The sequence below is a fragment of the Roseibium sp. FZY0029 genome (genome assembly GCF_036350355.1).
In the GTDB taxonomy this organism is placed as follows: domain Bacteria; phylum Pseudomonadota; class Alphaproteobacteria; order Rhizobiales; family Stappiaceae; genus Roseibium.
This window is the reverse complement of sequence record NZ_JAZDVZ010000003.1, coordinates 461,576-476,138: the sequence shown is the minus strand read 5'-3', so window position 1 is coordinate 476,138 and position 14,563 is coordinate 461,576. Positions and strand designations below refer to the sequence as shown.

At 59.0% G+C, this 14,563-nt stretch carries 14 protein-coding genes; 9 read left to right on the top strand and 5 right to left on the bottom strand.

The genetic code is table 11. The features are described 5' to 3' along the window. Positions 1–48 precede the first annotated feature (48 nt). Both V1T76_RS10540 and gltX read left to right on the top strand, forming a co-directional pair. The gene (locus tag V1T76_RS10540) at positions 49–1,266 is read left to right on the top strand and encodes an MFS transporter (RefSeq protein ID WP_330560616.1); all 1,218 of its coding nucleotides are present in this window, start codon (positions 49–51) and stop codon (positions 1,264–1,266) included. A 52-nt stretch (positions 1,267–1,318) separates the two neighbouring features. After that, the gene (gltX, locus tag V1T76_RS10535; RefSeq protein WP_330560615.1) at positions 1,319–2,680 is read left to right on the top strand and encodes a glutamate--tRNA ligase; all 1,362 of its coding nucleotides are present in this window, start codon (positions 1,319–1,321) and stop codon (positions 2,678–2,680) included. Here gltX and V1T76_RS10530 read toward each other — a convergent pair. Together V1T76_RS10530 and V1T76_RS10525 are read right to left on the bottom strand one after the other, a co-directional pair. Beyond that, complete coding sequence (locus tag V1T76_RS10530; RefSeq protein WP_330560614.1) at positions 2,643–3,980, bottom strand: DUF2865 domain-containing protein; 1,338 nt, start codon at positions 3,978–3,980, stop codon at positions 2,643–2,645. The two genes, gltX and V1T76_RS10530, sit on opposite strands and share 38 nt — an antisense overlap. A 170-nt stretch (positions 3,981–4,150) precedes the next feature. Then, positions 4,151–4,651: a MarR family winged helix-turn-helix transcriptional regulator gene (locus V1T76_RS10525; protein ID WP_330560613.1), complete on the bottom strand. Its 501-nt coding sequence runs from the start codon at positions 4,649–4,651 to the stop codon at positions 4,151–4,153. Between the two features lie 370 nt (positions 4,652–5,021). Here V1T76_RS10525 and V1T76_RS10520 point away from each other — a divergent pair, with 370 nt between their 5' ends. Both V1T76_RS10520 and V1T76_RS10515 read left to right on the top strand, forming a co-directional pair. Then, complete coding sequence (locus V1T76_RS10520) at positions 5,022–6,278, top strand: MBL fold metallo-hydrolase (protein ID WP_330560612.1); 1,257 nt, start codon at positions 5,022–5,024, stop codon at positions 6,276–6,278. 134 nt (positions 6,279–6,412) lie between these two features. After that, positions 6,413–6,928 carry a CreA family protein gene (locus tag V1T76_RS10515; protein WP_330560611.1) on the top strand — a complete coding sequence of 172 codons (516 nt, stop codon included), beginning with the start codon at positions 6,413–6,415 and terminating at the stop codon, positions 6,926–6,928. A gap of 32 nt (positions 6,929–6,960) precedes the next feature. Here V1T76_RS10515 and V1T76_RS10510 read toward each other — a convergent pair whose 3' ends face one another. The 3 genes from V1T76_RS10510 to V1T76_RS10500 form a co-directional block, all read right to left on the bottom strand. Next, complete coding sequence (locus V1T76_RS10510) at positions 6,961–7,302, bottom strand: ArsR/SmtB family transcription factor (protein WP_330560610.1); 342 nt, start codon at positions 7,300–7,302, stop codon at positions 6,961–6,963. A 171-nt stretch (positions 7,303–7,473) separates the two neighbouring features. Beyond that, positions 7,474–7,662 carry a hypothetical protein gene (locus V1T76_RS10505; protein WP_006931740.1) on the bottom strand — a complete coding sequence of 63 codons (189 nt, stop codon included), beginning with the start codon at positions 7,660–7,662 and terminating at the stop codon, positions 7,474–7,476. 139 nt (positions 7,663–7,801) lie between these two features. After that, positions 7,802–9,472, bottom strand: coding sequence for a L,D-transpeptidase family protein (locus V1T76_RS10500; protein WP_330560609.1), 1,671 nt, complete (start codon positions 9,470–9,472; stop codon positions 7,802–7,804). A gap of 379 nt (positions 9,473–9,851) precedes the next feature. On the opposite strand from V1T76_RS10500, the gene cysS reads away from it, so the two are divergent. The 5 genes from cysS (at position 9,852) to cimA (ending at position 14,547) form a co-directional block, all read left to right on the top strand. Then, positions 9,852–11,267, top strand: coding sequence for a cysteine--tRNA ligase (cysS, locus tag V1T76_RS10495; RefSeq protein ID WP_330560608.1), 1,416 nt, complete (start codon positions 9,852–9,854; stop codon positions 11,265–11,267). A 296-nt stretch (positions 11,268–11,563) separates the two neighbouring features. Beyond that, a complete protein-coding gene (locus V1T76_RS10490; RefSeq protein WP_330560607.1) occupies positions 11,564–11,932 on the top strand; it encodes an endonuclease domain-containing protein in 369 nt (122 codons plus the stop codon). Next, positions 11,932–12,426, top strand: coding sequence for a GFA family protein (locus tag V1T76_RS10485; protein WP_330560606.1), 495 nt, complete (start codon positions 11,932–11,934; stop codon positions 12,424–12,426). The genes V1T76_RS10490 and V1T76_RS10485 overlap by 1 nt, the downstream gene beginning before the upstream one ends. Continuing rightward, positions 12,423–12,920 (top strand): GFA family protein, encoded by a 498-nt coding sequence (locus tag V1T76_RS10480; RefSeq protein ID WP_330560605.1) that lies wholly within the window; start codon positions 12,423–12,425, stop codon positions 12,918–12,920. Before V1T76_RS10485 ends, V1T76_RS10480 begins: the two co-directional genes overlap by 4 nt. A gap of 31 nt (positions 12,921–12,951) precedes the next feature. Beyond that, the gene (cimA, locus tag V1T76_RS10475) at positions 12,952–14,547 is read left to right on the top strand and encodes a citramalate synthase (RefSeq protein ID WP_330560604.1); all 1,596 of its coding nucleotides are present in this window, start codon (positions 12,952–12,954) and stop codon (positions 14,545–14,547) included. Positions 14,548–14,563: the final 16 nt, after the last annotated feature.

The window sequence follows — 14,563 nt, the reverse complement described above, 5'->3', positions numbered from 1 at the left end:
ATGTTGTGAGGGGCGTCAGTTGTTTGTTGAAAGTGTGCTTTTGCCTCGATGACCTATTTTTCCTTCCTGCGTGAAAACGCCCGCTGGCTTGCCGCCAGTTATCTGCTGGCGGTTTTTTCCGGCTTTGGGCAGACGTTTTTCATCTCGCTGTCGGCAGGCGATCTCCGGGCGGAGTTCGACCTCAGTCATGGCGATATCGGCCTGCTCTATATGGTCGCGACGCTCGGTAGTGCGCTGACCCTGCCGTACGTCGGGCGAAGCCTCGATCACTTTCCGGTACAGAGAATCGCAGCGGTGGTGATGACAGGCCTGGCCCTGTTCTGCCTGGCGATGGCCAACACGTTTTCCGTCTGGATGATCGGGCTCACCTTTTACGGTCTCCGCCTGTGCGGGCAGGGCATGATGACCCACACCTCGTTGACTGCGGCCGGCCGCTGGTTTTCCGCAAAACGTGGCCGGGCGGTTTCACTCGCGGTTCTGGGCTTTCCGACCGCCGAAGCCCTCTTTCCGCTCTGTTTCGTCGTCCTGGCCAATGCCTTTGGCTGGCGGGGCGCATGGACGGTATCGGCCATCGTGCTGGCAGTCGTCGCCATGCCGGTTTTGCTGACGCTCCTTGCAAAGGACCGCGTTCCGTCTGCGCTGGAAACCGCCTCAGCCAAACCGGAAGGCCGTCAGTGGACACGGGGGGAAGCGCTGCGCGATGTCCGTTTCTGGCTGGTCAATTGCGGCGTCAACGCGCCGGCCTTCATCGGCACGGCGATCTTTTTTCATCAGGTCTATCTGGTGGATTTGAGGGGCTGGACGCTGGAGCTTTTCGCGAGCGCCTTCCTGCTGATGGCCTCCGGCGTGGTTTGCGCCTCGCTGGTGATCGGCCCGTTGATCGACCGGTTTTCCGCGCGCCAGTTGTTACCCTTTGCTTTGGTTCCGCTGACACTGGCCTGCTTCGTGCTCGCCAATTTCCACGCGCCGGCAGCCGCTTTTGTCTTCATGCTGCTTGTCGGTATCTCGAACGGGTTCAACAGCACGCTGGTCGGGGCGTTGTGGCCGGAGGTCTACGGAACCAGACACATGGGGGCCATTCGATCCGTGGCCTTCTCCGTGATGGTGTTTGCTTCCGCGGCAGGGCCCGGTTTGGTCGGCTGGCTCATCGACAAGGGCGTCTCGTTCGATCTTCAGGTCATGGCAATGGGACTCTATTGCCTCGTTTTCTGTGGTGTTCTCGGCTTTGTGTCGCGGACCTACCGGTCTGACGAACATTCTTCGTAAGGTCCGATAGTTTGGGGTTGCCGTCCGGTTCAACCCCGGCTAACTCATCGCCATGACTGTCACCGTACGCTTCGCGCCGTCGCCGACCGGCCACATCCACATCGGCAACATCCGTCCCGCGCTCTACAACTGGCTTTTTGCCAAGAAGATGGGCGGCAGGTTCATCCTGCGTTTCGATGATACGGACCTTGTCCGCTCGAAGCAGGAATATGCCGATTCCATCGAGACCGACCTGCATTGGCTTGGCATCGAGCCGGACCTGAAGGAACGGCAGTCGGACCGGATCGCGAATTACGATGCGGCGGCCCAGAAGTTGAAGGACGCTGGCCTGCTTTATCCGTGTTACGAAACTCCGGATGAACTGGAGCGCCGCCGGTCACGCCAGCGTGCGCTTGGCAGACCCCCGGTCTATGATCGTGCAGGTCTGAAACAGACTGCGGAAGAACGCGCGGCCTTCGAAGCCGAAGGCCGCAAGCCGCATTGGCGGTTTGTCCTGCCGAACCACGACGGCAATCCGTTTGAAACGCGGCGTACGGATGTTGCCTGGTCGGATCTGTGCCGGGGCGGCCAGACCATTGATCTGGCCTCCATGTCCGATCCGGTCCTGATCCGCGCGGATGGTTCATATCTCTACACGTTCACTTCCATCGTCGATGACATCGACATGGACGTGACCCACATCATCCGCGGCGAGGATCACGTATCCAACACTGGTGTCCAGATCGCCATCTTCGAGGCGATGGGGGCGAAACCGCCGGTGTTCGGCCATCACAACCTGCTGACGACGATCGACGGCGAAGGCCTGTCGAAGCGCAAGGGAGCCTTGTCCATTGGGTCGCTGCGCGAAGCCGGACTGGAGCCGATGGCGGTCGCTTCCCTGGCCGTTCTGACCGGCACAAGCCAGGCGGTCGAGCCGGTGGCGACCATGGATGCCCTGATCGAGAAATTCGATCTAACCAGCGTCTCGCGGTCCTCCGCGAAGTTCGATCCGGAAGAACTGAAATCCCTCAATGCACGTCTGGTGCACGACTTGCCCTTCGAGGCGGTCGAAAAACGCCTTGTCGACATGGGCATTGATGCAGGTGCTGAATTCTGGGAAACCGTGCGCGGAAACTGTGAGACCGTCGGCGATGCACGGTCTTATTGGCAGATCGTCACCGGCCCGGTGGAAAGCCGCATCGAGGATGAGGACCGGGATTTCGTTTCAGGCGCGAAGGCCCTTTTGCCGGAAGGCGAAATTACCGGGGAAACCTGGGGCGAGTGGACTTCTGCCCTGAAGGCGGAAACCGGCCGCAAGGGCAGGGGGCTGTTCATGCCGCTGCGCCGGGTGCTCACCGGCATGGATCATGGTCCGGACATGAAGGCGTTGCTGCCGCTTATTGGGCGACAAAATATTCTGGACCGACTACCCTGACTGGGGCCTTCCGGTCCGGCGCCTCGCGGTAGCCGTCGTCATCCGCCTTGAAGACGGGCGAAAAGGCCGTCAGGTCCTCCTCGTCCGCTTTCTCGCGGGAACGGATCGACAGGACAGGGAAACCGTCCTTGAAACCGGAACTTGACGCCACTTCGTTGTCGCCGCTCTCTAACCGTGTGGCGGCGAGGTCAAGTCGGGCGGAAACGTCGAATCCCTTTTCCATGTTCATCAGCGTATCGGGATCTTCAAAGCGCGGTAGCTGAGTTCTGTCGAGCGGAGTTCTGGCCAGCGGAGAGGGGAGGTCCTCTTCGTGTTCGTAGGTTCCGCCACGGCTCGGCTGAAGCGTTTTGCGCGGTAGACCGGCGCTGATATCGGTGAAAAACACCCTGTTGCCGGAGTTGCTGCTGAGCTCGGTCCAGGCAGACTGTGCCTTCGACTGGCGGGTTGCGCGGCAACTGCAGCCTTCCACGAATTCGCTCTTGTAACGGTAGGCGAAAGGCTGCTCTGAGTAGAGCTGGCCAGCAAGGGACATCATCTGGGACTGGTCCCCACCCGGATTGCGGTAAACATATAGCTCGGTTTCCGCTGCCGGACAGATTTCCGAACAGCGTGCCTCGTCGTAGGCAAAATGGTTCTTGCCTGTCGAAAAACTGACGGGGAAGAAATAGCCGTCGCAGGTTCTGACGCAAACGGTCCGGAACGCTCCGCCGGAGGGGAGGGAATACCGTTTGCTTTCGCTGCCGATCTGGCGGCGCACGGATGCAATTTCGCGGTCGCCCGTTGTCGCGGAGGTCCGTTCGACACGCGGCTGTTCCACGCTCTGTTGCTCAACACGCTGCTGCGGGCTGAAAATGCGGGCCAGAAGTGACTGCGGCTTGTTTTCGCCGTCGGTATTATGTTGCCGGGCGTCGCGGGAAGGCGCGTTGCAATTCTGTTTCCCAAGCGAGGCCCTGATCTGCCGCACGCGTTTGGCGTTTTTCGACGACCCGCCACCTGACTTTGCGAGCTGACGATCAATTGCGGCGAGGTTGGCTTTCATGCGTTTGATCTTGTCGTTGAGACCATTGCATTTGTCCGAAGCGGTCGAGCCGCAGCCGAAATAGCTCGCGTCCCGTTCCGCCGCACTGATGGCTTTTTGCTGCTGCGATTTCGCGGTGCTCCACTTCTGGGCAGCGGGCGACTGCACGCCGGAGCGTTGTTCGAGCCGCTGAAGCTCGGCTTTCAGGCTGGAGCAAGTGGCCGCGCTTGCCGTGTTTGCACTCAGCACAAGGCCGGCACCAAACGCGACAGCGCGTGCCAAAACCTTCGACCTGGCAGACCAGCAACGTTTCATCACCCAACCCCTGCAGCGTGTTTTTCACGCCGTATCGGCTCCAGGCCGACGACCGGCACTATCGCTGCCGGACCTATCAATAGCAACGAAAGCTCTCACGTTAGGTTAATGGTGAAACGGCAGAACCACAGAAAGTTTCAGTCATTTTTCCCCGCATGGGCAGCCTCATGGAGACGTTCGAAAATCTCGTCGAGCACAACTTTCTGGTCGTCCGTCAGCGCGTCCTCGAGGTTTTTCGAGTAGGCGAGCGCCCGGGGGACGATTTCCTGGTACATGGCGTTGCCTTTTTCAGAAAGGCTCAAGCTCTGTTCCCGTTGGTCGGCTCTGTTCTTGTCGCGTAGCAGCAGGTCACGTTTATCAAGTGCAGCGACTGCCCGGCTGACCTTGGTCTTGTGCATGGAGGTCGCCTGGCTGATGTCACGCGCGGTCATGGCCTTGCATTCGCCGAGGGTTGCCAGAACACGCCATTCGGCAATGCTGATGCCATAGGTTTCCGCATAGATTCTGGAAAGAGACCGGCTGACGGTCTCCGCCAGATGAGCGAGCCTGTAAGGCAGAAAGGCGCCCAGCTTCAGGACAGGTTGGGAAGGTACCTTGCCGGGGGTGGCAGCGGATTTGGACCGTTGCTGATCGCACATGAATAAGTCGACGCCTTGGAGCTTCGTGACGCCTGATTGAACAGGCAGATGAACAATGCCGTTATCCGGCCATTTTCTGTGACTAGCAAGTATATCCAACTGAAGAACCCTGGAAAGACACTCCGGCCAGCTACGAAAAAGTAGCAGGATTGAAAGCAAGCGCGACGGAGAGCTTTATCAGGTGCAGTCAAAATAAAGCGAATGAGCTGACCTATCTGTTGATAACGAAGGAATAGTTAAGGAATTGGCGAGTGAAAAATTGCGAATCAGCCACTGAAACTGAGACGCTTCAGTCAACAGGAAAAAGCGCGGCAAAATTGGCGCAGGCCGATAAAGGCAGTCAGACATCTGACAGGAAAGCGAGACCGCTATGGTAGAGATGACAAACAAATCCGAAGCTGTTCCGGGCGAAAACGAACGGTTCGAGGAGCTTGGACGCGGCTGTTACGCCTATAGCGCCGACGGCTGCTCGAACACCGGTGTTGTCATCGGCGAAAAGGGCGTTCTGATTGTCGATGCACAGGCGACACCGGCACTTGCGGAAAAGGTGCTGCAGAAGGTTCGCGAACTTACGGACAAGCCGGTCAAGCAGGTCGTTCTGACCCACTTCCATGCAGACAATACGCTTGGCGCTCTGGCATTCGAGGCGGGAGAAATCATTTCGTCCGATCTGACCAAGCGGATGATGGAAATCCGCGGTGTCGAAGAGATCCGCCTGGCGCGACAGCGGGACGCCGCTCTTTTCGCCGATCTGCCCGGCAACACCGGCGTAAGCATGCCCTCCATGACCATAGCCTCATCGATGACCATCGACCTTGGTGGGCTGGACGTTCGGCTGATGCACCTGGGCCGGGCTCATACGATGGGCGATCTGGTTGTCTGGGTTCCGCAGAGCGGCGTGATCTTTGCCGGCGACCTGGTGCAGAAAGCTGCCGTTCCCTATTGCGGGGACGCTCACTTTGCCGACTGGCCCCGGGCGCTCGACCGTATCACGGCCTTCCGCCCAACCGCGCTGATGCCGGGTCGGGGAAAATCCGCCATCGGCCCGCAGGCGGTTGCGACGGCGGTGGAAACGACCCGCGATTTTGTCGTCACCCTCCGGGACGCGGCTGCCGCATGTGTCGAGCAGAGCCTTGGGCTGAAAGACACTTTTCAGGCGGTTCGTGACGCATTGGCGGGCCGCTTCGGATCGAAGGTCGACTTCGAATTCCATCTGCCCATCAGCGTCGCACGGGCTTACGACGAGGCGCTCGGTCTCGACCAGCCACAGGTTTGGACGCGGGAACGGATCGCCGATCTTTACGATGCACTGGCCGGGGCCTCGGCCGCGTCTGATACCGGCGCCGATCAGCCCGCAGAAGACGCGGTGGAGACCGATGCACCGTCAAAGGACGCAGCCGCTGAGGCACCGCTTGAGGCCGCCGACGCCAAGGCGTCGGATCTCGTGTCGGACAGTGATTTTGCCGCTTCGCTTGCGCTCGGCTCTGAAGAAGAACGAGAGGCAGACCGCGACGACATGGAACTTTCGGCGGAGGATATCGTTGAAGAGGACAAGCCGTCAGACACTGATGAAACCGCGTCTTCGGACAAGGCTTCTGCCAACAAGGTTCTGGAAGACGCCCGCTAACAGCGCTTTCAAAACCGGTTGATGAAAATCGTGAGACGCGCGCCATCCGGGCGCGCGTTTTGTTTTGGACCCGACGCTTGATCGCGCTTTCGTGAACCCCACATTTTGGCGGTCGAAAATCTGGAGGATTTCTAATGCGTTTTCTGGTTGCTGCCGCCCTTGGCGCTTCTTTGCTGCTGCAAGGCGTGGGCACTGCCCTCGCGGCAGATGAGCCTGATCTGATCTTCAAGAAGTCGACCGTTTGGAAGTTCCTCACGCCCGACCACAAGCTGGCGACCTACGCGATAGACGACCCCATCGTTGAAGGTGTTGCCTGCCACTTCACCGTTCCGGAGAAGGGTGGTGTCTCCGGGTGGCTGGGCGTTGCGGAAGAAGTTTCGGACGTCTCGCTGGCCTGTCGCCAGGTGGGGCCAGTCACGATCAAGGAGAACTTCGAGCAGGGTGAGGAAATGTTCCGCCAGCGGCGTTCGTTCATTTTCAAGAAAATGCGTATCGTCCGTGGCTGTGACGCCAAGCGCAATGTTCTTGTGTATCTTGTCTATTCCGACAAGCTGATTGAGGGCAGCCCGAAAAACTCGACCTCAACCGTGCCGCTGATGCCCTGGGGCGATCAGCCGCCGCCGAAATGTGCTGACTTCCTGAAAGACTGAGGCTTGACGCTGAATAGAATTTCGGGCGCGGATCAGTCCGCGTCCATCGGCTCAAGTTGCTTGGGTCCTGGCAGCTCGGCATCTGCGCAAAAGTTTTTGTAAAGCACTGACATGATGTCCCGAACCGGTTCGCTGGCAAGCTGGTAATAAATCGTCGTGCCTTCGCGGCGGGTGGTGACAAGACCCTGTGCCCGCAGAAGAGCAAGCTGTTGCGAAACGGTTGGCATGCGCATGCCGGTCTTCTCGGCCAGCTCGCCAACGCTACGTTCGTTGTCGAGGACAAGACACATCAACAGCAATCGCGGCGCGGATGCCATCATCTTCAAGAAATCAGCCGCAGATTGTGCTTTATCTTCTAGTGCTTTGTAGTCCATCGGAAGACCTTGCCAAACATCGGAGTAAACTGCAAGCAGAGAGGCTGGAACTTCCTCTGCGTGAATGGTCGCGGGCAAGATTCCCACTGTTTTCACGGCGCTTCAACTTTAGTGGTGTGCTCTGTTCCTGAGCAACTTTTACCGGTCTCTGCAATGCTCGCGAACGCGCTTTTATATCCGACTGGCCACCGTGACAATGATATTTCCGTTGCCACAGCCGGTGCCGGTGGTCAGGCACATGCCTTTTTGCTGGGCTTCCTGACCGAAAGCCTTGGTGCCGTCGGTAATTGCGATGATGGCTGCAAACGGGCCGCCCAGGATCAGGGCGAGGAACATGAGGACGAAAAGGCGGTTCAGCATGGGAAACTCCAGATGGCAATCCGTATCGATTGACTGGAGATTAGTCGGGCCGGCTTGAACCCATGCTGAGTGCCGTATTCAGCTAACGTTCAGATACGTAAACGGAAATAAAATCCAATGTTATCAGCTATTTATCCCGTTACAGGTTCTGTGTCATCGCCGTGCGCAATGCTTCCAGAAGCACCTTGTCGCGGTCGTAGATGTCTTTTCTGAAATGGGTCGACCCGTCTTTGTTCATCCATGCTGTCAGATACGTCAGATGGACGTCGATCTCGACCTTGGGCTTGACGACAGTGCGCTCGCCGCTGTCGCGGATAGCTTCCCAGTGGCCGGGCGTCGCGTCGGAATCTGCCAGGAGAACATCCGCAAGCGCGAAAGGATCCGAGACGCGAATGCAGCCGTGACTGAAGGCGCGCTCTGCCCTGGAGAACAGGGATTTGGAAGGCGTGTCGTGAATGTAGATGTTGAAACGGTTGGGAAACATGAACTTGATGCGTCCCAGGGCATTGTCTTCACCCGGGTCTTGACGCAGGCGGAACGGAAAGTTGCCGCCGGAATAGCTGTTCCAGGCTACCTGCGTCGGCGCGATTTCGTTGTTCTCCTGGAAAACCCGAATGCGCTTGCTGCTCAGTGCGGTCGGGTTCTGCTTGAGCTTCGGCAGATACTCCTTGGTGGCAATGGAGTAAGGCACGTTCCAGTACGGGTTGATCTCGACATATTCCAGCCGGTCTGAAAACACCGGCGTTGCGTGGTAGGGCTTGCCGACGACGACCCTTGCGGTGTGAATGGTCTTGTCGTCACGCACCACTTTCAGGTTCTGGTCTGCCAGATTGACGAACACATAGAACTCCCCCGGATCGTCCGGCATCCAGCGCCGCCGCTCCATGTTGAGCTCCATCTGGATGAGTCTGTCCTGAATGGGGACATTGAGCTGGGCAATCGTGTCCTTGCCGATGACGCCATCGGTCTCAAGGCCGTGATATTCCTGAAAAAGTTTGACGGCTTCCACCAGGGCGCCGTCGTATATGTCGCCGGTATGGTCGGCTGCACCTGGAATGTCCTCTTCCTCCAGCCGGGTGCGCAAAACGGCCAGGCGCGGATCGCTCATGCCTGGTTTCAGAACTTCACCGTCCGGCACCTGCGTAAAGCCGCCGGCGGCCGCCTTTTCCCGGTATTGCGCAAGACGACGCTTCAGGCGGGCGTAATTGTCGGTCTGCGGTGCAAGGCTCTCCAGAAAGGCGCTAAAATCCACGGCCTGCTCGGCGTTTTCAAACAGAGTTTTGGGATCCGGCCGGTGCGGAAACAGGTTCAGTGCCTTGTTGACCTTGTTCGGCTGGACGCGGCCGGAGGAGAGATGCGTTGCATAGCGAAGGAACTGAACGGACAGGTCCAGATCGAACTGCGCCCATTCTTGTTCGCTCTGGGCGGTTTCCGAGCGCTTGATGAAGCCAAGGGGATCATAATTGTTGGGGTTGAGCGCGTGGTCGTTCGCCGCCGCCATCGCGGCAATAGCCAGATGAGCGTCCTCCGTCAGGCCATTTTCATTGAACCAGACAGGCGCGAATGCGCGTTCGCCGTAGTAAAGCGTCAGGCCCTCGGGCATCTCCGCCGACATCTGCGCCTGAATTGCCTGGGCAATCGGGGTTTGCGGATCCTTGAAGGCAGGGGGCGGGACTACTTGCGTCTCGCTGGCCGCAGGTGCCTCGGTCTGGGCCAGGGCGGATGCTGCTGCAAGTGGTCCTGAAAAAAACGCCGCCAGCGCAAAAAGAAGACCGAAATATCTGTTACGGCACGTGCAAATCATTCCCATCGGAAATACCCCCTCTGATTCCCAGCTGGCAAAGTCTAGTGCATCTTGCGCGTAATTGAACTCTGTTCAGCTACCTTGTTCTTGTTAAACCGATCACATTTCTTTCCGTTCCAGAAGTGTGTGCGCCGTTCCCGAAAATAATCCCCCGACTGAAGCAACTGGGTCACAACGCAGGCAAATTGGCGTTCCGACGGCAACAGCAGCCTTGACCGGCTTCTGTTTTCCAGTCCATAAAGCGCACCATGATGACGGCCACACGGAACATCATTTCGATCACCATTATTTGCAGCTAGCGACACCGCTGGCTGTGGCCGTTCCCTCTTGGCAAAATTTCCTTTGAGACGGACCGCCCGGCCAGCCGGCCAGGAGACCGTTTGACATGAGCGCCGCTGAGACAGAGATATCCGGCACTTTCAAGGGCTTGAAGCTCACCAACACATTGACGCGCCAGAAGGAGGATTTCCGGGCGATCGATGACGGGAATGTGCGTCTCTACGTCTGCGGGCCGACCGTCTATGACTTTGCCCATATCGGCAATGCCCGTCCGGTGATCGTCTTCGACGTGCTCTTCCGGCTTCTGCGTCATCTTTATGGTGCAGACCACGTTACCTATGCACGCAACATCACCGACGTTGACGACAAGATCAACGCACGGGCCCTGCGCGATTTCCCCGATTTGCCGCTCAATGAAGCCATTGCCCGGGTGACGCAAAAGACGGCGGACCAGTTCCACAAGGACATCAAGTCTCTTGGTGTTCTGGAGCCGAGCATCGAGCCGCGTGCGACCCAGCATATCGGCGGCATGGTCGAGATGATTGCGGCACTGATCGAGAAGGGTCACGCCTATCAGGCCGGCGGTGAAGTGTTGTTCGACACGCAATCCATGCCCGACTACGGCGGCCTGTCAAAACGCAAGCTGGATGAACAGCTTGCCGGGGCCCGCATCGCGGTGGATGCGCACAAGAAGAACCCCGGTGACTTTGTGCTCTGGAAACTGTCTTCCGACGAGGAACCTGGCTGGGACAGCCCATGGGGCAGGGGACGTCCCGGATGGCACATCGAGTGCTCGGTCATGAGTGCGCAGCATCTGGGCGAGGTTTTCGATATTCATGGTGGTGGGCTGGATCTGATCTTCCCGCACCACGAAAACGAAATAGCCCAGTCCCGTTGCGCGCATGGCACCAAGGTCATGGCCAACTACTGGATGCATAACGGCTTCCTGCAGGTGGAAGGCCGGAAGATGTCCAAGTCCGAGGGCAACTTCTTCACCATCCAGGAACTTCTGGAAACTGACAGCTTCGGGGGACGCAAGTGGCCGGGCGAAGTGCTGCGCCTTGCCATGCTGATGACCAACTACCGCGAGCCGATCGACTTCTCGAAGCGCAAGCTGGAAGAAGCGGAAAATCTGCTGGCCCGATGGCCGGACCCCGTCGAAACGGACGCGGCACCCGCCGCCGAGGTGTTGGACGCTCTTCTGGACGACCTGAACACAGCAGGCGCGATCCAGGCTCTCCACGCGCTCGCTGTCGAGGCATCCAAGGATCCCTCCAAGCTGGACGTTTACTCTGCCTCCGCGGCGCTCCTCGGTGTTCACCCGGTCAAGGCGGATCTGTCCGGCGTTGACGAGGCGGGCATTCAGGCAGCCATCGAAAAACGCCTGGAAGCGCTCAATGCCAAGAACTGGGCGGAAGCCGACGCGATCCGCGATGATCTGACGTCTCAGGGAATTCTTCTAAAGGATTCAAAAGACTCAGAAACCGGCGCCCGCGTGACCACCTGGGAGGTAAAGCGGTGAGACGGTGCCTGGCGGAAAGACGGGATACCCCCCTCTGTCCGCTGGCGCGGACATTTCCCCCGCAAGGCGGCAGAGGGGCGTATGCCGCCCAACTTCAGTCTGGCACTCGACGCTCCAAGGGGCAGACGGGGAAACCTCTGAAAGTCGGACTGAGTCAGGATCTTACTGTTTGGCTCCGAGGTGCCTCAAATACCTGTCTCCCCCCTTGTGGGGGAGATGTCCCTGCAAGGGACAGAAGGGGGTATGCCACCTTCGCGACATATGCCGAGTATCGGCCTCGGCAAGGCGGTCTCTACATGCCGCACCAGTCTGTTTCCATGCACCTTAGATCCAAAGCCAAACGCCTGCGCTCGCGAATGACGGACACCGACAAGAGGCACTGGCATGTGATCCGGGCGCATCGGCTGGAGGGGATTTCCTTTCGCAGGCAGATGCCGATCGGAGGGGCCATTGTCGACTTTGCGGTGCCAGCTCATCGCTTGATTGTGGAAGTGGATGGATCCCAGCACGCAGAGCTGCAGGGTCAGGCGCGTGGCATCGCGCGCGAGCGCAAGTTTCGGGCTCTCGGCTGGACGACCTTGCGCTTCTGGAATGCGGAGGTCATGCAGGATCTTGGCGGTGTCTGCCGCAAGATTCTGAACGCTTTTAGCAAGGAGCACTTCTGATGGCAGGCGATGTTCAAAAGCTGAGCGGTGGTTGCCAGTGCGGTGCGGTGCGCTACAAGGTGACGGGAGAGGTCGGCCATCCGCACCTGTGCCATTGCCGCATGTGCCAGAAGGCATCCGGGAACTTCTTTCTGCCCTTGATCGGTGCTGCGAAGAAAGACTTCGAGTGGACGCGCGGTGAGCCCGCCTGGTTCCACTCATCCAAACCCGTGCGCCGCGGTTTCTGCGGAACCTGCGGCACGCCGCTCGCTTTCGATACGGTTGGCGATGACCACATTGCCTTTACCCATGGCAGCCTGGACGATGTAGCTGCGGTCACGCCTGTCGAACAGTCCGGTGTCGAGGGCCGCGTGCCGTTCTACGGCCATCTTTTCGAACTGAGTGAAACACGGTCCAACCGGGATGACTTGCCAGGCGGGATCGCTGATATCTCGACAACCAACAATCAGCATCCGGATCACGACACGGATCAATGGGAGGTGAGGGGCGCATGACGGAGATCCATTCAGGCGGCTGTCAGTGCGGAGCCTTGCGGTTCAAGGTTAAAGGGCCTTTGGGCGAGGCTTCCATCTGTCACTGCCGCATGTGCCAGAAAGCCTTCGGCAGCTTTTACGCACCGCTGGTCAGCGTGCCGGCATCCTCCAGGCTTGTCTGGACACGCGGATCGCTGAAGCATTTTCAAAGTTCCAATCATGCCTCACGGGGCTTTTGTGCCGAGTGCGGCACGCCGCTGACCTATGAAGCGCCGGACGGCATCGCATTGGCCATCGGAAGTTTCGATGATCCCTCGCAGATCCCGCCAGGCATTCAGTTCGGGGTCGAGGCGAAGCTGCCTTACACCGATCGCATGGGGCAAATTCCCGAACGGGTGACGGAAGACGATATGGAGGCAGCCCCGTTTCTGGCATCGCTCGTCTCTTTCCAGCACCCCGACCACGACACGGACACCTGGCCACCGGTTCGCACCGGGGCCAACGACAACGAATAAAAGACAGCCCGACGCTGCTCAGGATATGGATATGACCAAGGAACGGCTTTTTCTTTTCGACACGACGCTGCGGGACGGCGCCCAGACCAGCGGGGTCGATTTCTCCGTCCACGAGAAAGTTGTGGTCGCTGAACTGCTGGAGCGTCTTGGCGTCGACTACATTGAAGGCGGTTACCCGGGCGCCAATCCGACTGACAGCGAGTTCTTCAGCCAGAAGCGGACGCGGAAAGCCACCTTCACCGCCTTCGGCATGACCAAGCGCGCGGGCCGGTCGGCCGCCAACGACCCGGGGCTTCAGGAAGTACTGTCCGCCAGCTCAGATGCCTGCTGCTTCGTGGCCAAGGCCTGGGACTATCATGTGCGGGTCGCGCTTGGCTGCAGCAATGAGGAAAATCTGGATTCGATCTTCGAGACCGTTACCGCGGCGGTTGCTGCCGGCAAGGAAGCGATGATCGATTGCGAACACTTCTTTGACGGTTTCAAGGCCAATCCGGAATACGCCCTCGATTGTGCCCGCACCGCCTATCATGCCGGAGCCCGCTGGATCGTGCTGTGCGACACCAACGGCGGCACGTTGCCCGACGAGATTTTCGACATCGTCACCAAGGTTCAGGAGGTCGTTCCCGGAACGCATCTTGGTATTCATACCCATGACGACACCGGCCATGCGGTTGCCAATTCGCTGGCTGCTGTTGAGGCCGGCGTGCGCCAGATCCAGGGAACCTTGAATGGTCTGGGGGAGCGCTGTGGCAACGCCAACCTGATTACCCTGATCCCGACCCTCAAACTGAAACCGGCATACGCCGACCGGTTCGAGATCGGTGTCAGCGAGGCGCAGCTGAAGGAGATCACTGCGATCTCCCATGCGTTCGACGAAATCCTCAACCGGTCGCCGGACCGGCAAGCGCCCTATGTGGGCGAGACCGCCTTTGCCACCAAGGCGGGCATTCATGCATCGGCGATCCTGAAGGATCCGCAGACCTATGAACATGTGACACCGGAAAGCGTCGGCAATCAGCGCCGGGTGCTGGTGTCCGATCAGGCTGGCAAGAGCAATCTTCTGGGCGAACTGGCCCGGGTGGGCATCGACGTCGACAAGTCCGACCCGCGTCTTGATCTGCTGCTGGCAAAGGTCAAGGAACGGGAAGCCGAAGGCTATGCCTATGAAGCTGCCGACGCCTCGTTCGAACTGCTCGCCCGCCGGGAACTGGGCGAGGTGCCGCGGTACTTCGCGGTTGAATCCTTCCGCGTGATGGTGGAGCGCCGGTTCAATGCAATCGGCGATCTGGTCACCGTTTCGGAAGCGGTCGTCAAGGTCGATGTCGATGGCGAGAAACGGATGTCGGTTTCCGAAGGCAACGGTCCGGTCAATGCCCTCGACATGGCGCTTCGAAAGGATCTCGGCAAATATCAGTCGGCCATCGACGGCCTGGAACTGATCGACTATAAGGTGCGCATCCTCAATGGTGGCACAGGCGCAGTCACGCGCGTTCTGATCGAAAGTCAGGACACTGTCACGCACCGGCGCTGGTTCACGATCGGGGTGTCCTCCAACATCGTCGACGCCTCTTTCCAGGCCCTTGTCGACTCCATCACATTCGCGCTGATGAAATCAGACGTGGCGTAATCCTGGTCACGGGCCT

Bases quoted from the DNA above. Each gene is read 5' to 3' on its own strand.
- V1T76_RS10540 (WP_330560616.1), top strand. From the start codon at position 49: ATGACCTATTTTTCCTTCCTGCGTGAAAACGCCCGCTGGCTTGCCGCC.
- gltX (WP_330560615.1), top strand. From the start codon at position 1,319: ATGACTGTCACCGTACGCTTCGCGCCGTCGCCGACCGGCCACATCCAC.
- V1T76_RS10525 (WP_330560613.1), bottom strand. From the start codon at position 4,651: ATGTGCGATCAGCAACGGTCCAAATCCGCTGCCACCCCCGGCAAGGTA.
- V1T76_RS10520 (WP_330560612.1), top strand. From the start codon at position 5,022: ATGGTAGAGATGACAAACAAATCCGAAGCTGTTCCGGGCGAAAACGAA.
- V1T76_RS10515 (WP_330560611.1), top strand. From the start codon at position 6,413: ATGCGTTTTCTGGTTGCTGCCGCCCTTGGCGCTTCTTTGCTGCTGCAA.
- V1T76_RS10510 (WP_330560610.1), bottom strand. From the start codon at position 7,302: ATGGACTACAAAGCACTAGAAGATAAAGCACAATCTGCGGCTGATTTC.
- V1T76_RS10505 (WP_006931740.1), bottom strand. From the start codon at position 7,662: ATGCTGAACCGCCTTTTCGTCCTCATGTTCCTCGCCCTGATCCTGGGC.
- V1T76_RS10500 (WP_330560609.1), bottom strand. From the start codon at position 9,472: ATGGGAATGATTTGCACGTGCCGTAACAGATATTTCGGTCTTCTTTTT.
- cysS (WP_330560608.1), top strand. From the start codon at position 9,852: ATGAGCGCCGCTGAGACAGAGATATCCGGCACTTTCAAGGGCTTGAAG.
- V1T76_RS10490 (WP_330560607.1), top strand. From the start codon at position 11,564: ATGCCGCACCAGTCTGTTTCCATGCACCTTAGATCCAAAGCCAAACGC.
- V1T76_RS10485 (WP_330560606.1), top strand. From the start codon at position 11,932: ATGGCAGGCGATGTTCAAAAGCTGAGCGGTGGTTGCCAGTGCGGTGCG.
- V1T76_RS10480 (WP_330560605.1), top strand. From the start codon at position 12,423: ATGACGGAGATCCATTCAGGCGGCTGTCAGTGCGGAGCCTTGCGGTTC.
- cimA (WP_330560604.1), top strand. From the start codon at position 12,952: ATGACCAAGGAACGGCTTTTTCTTTTCGACACGACGCTGCGGGACGGC.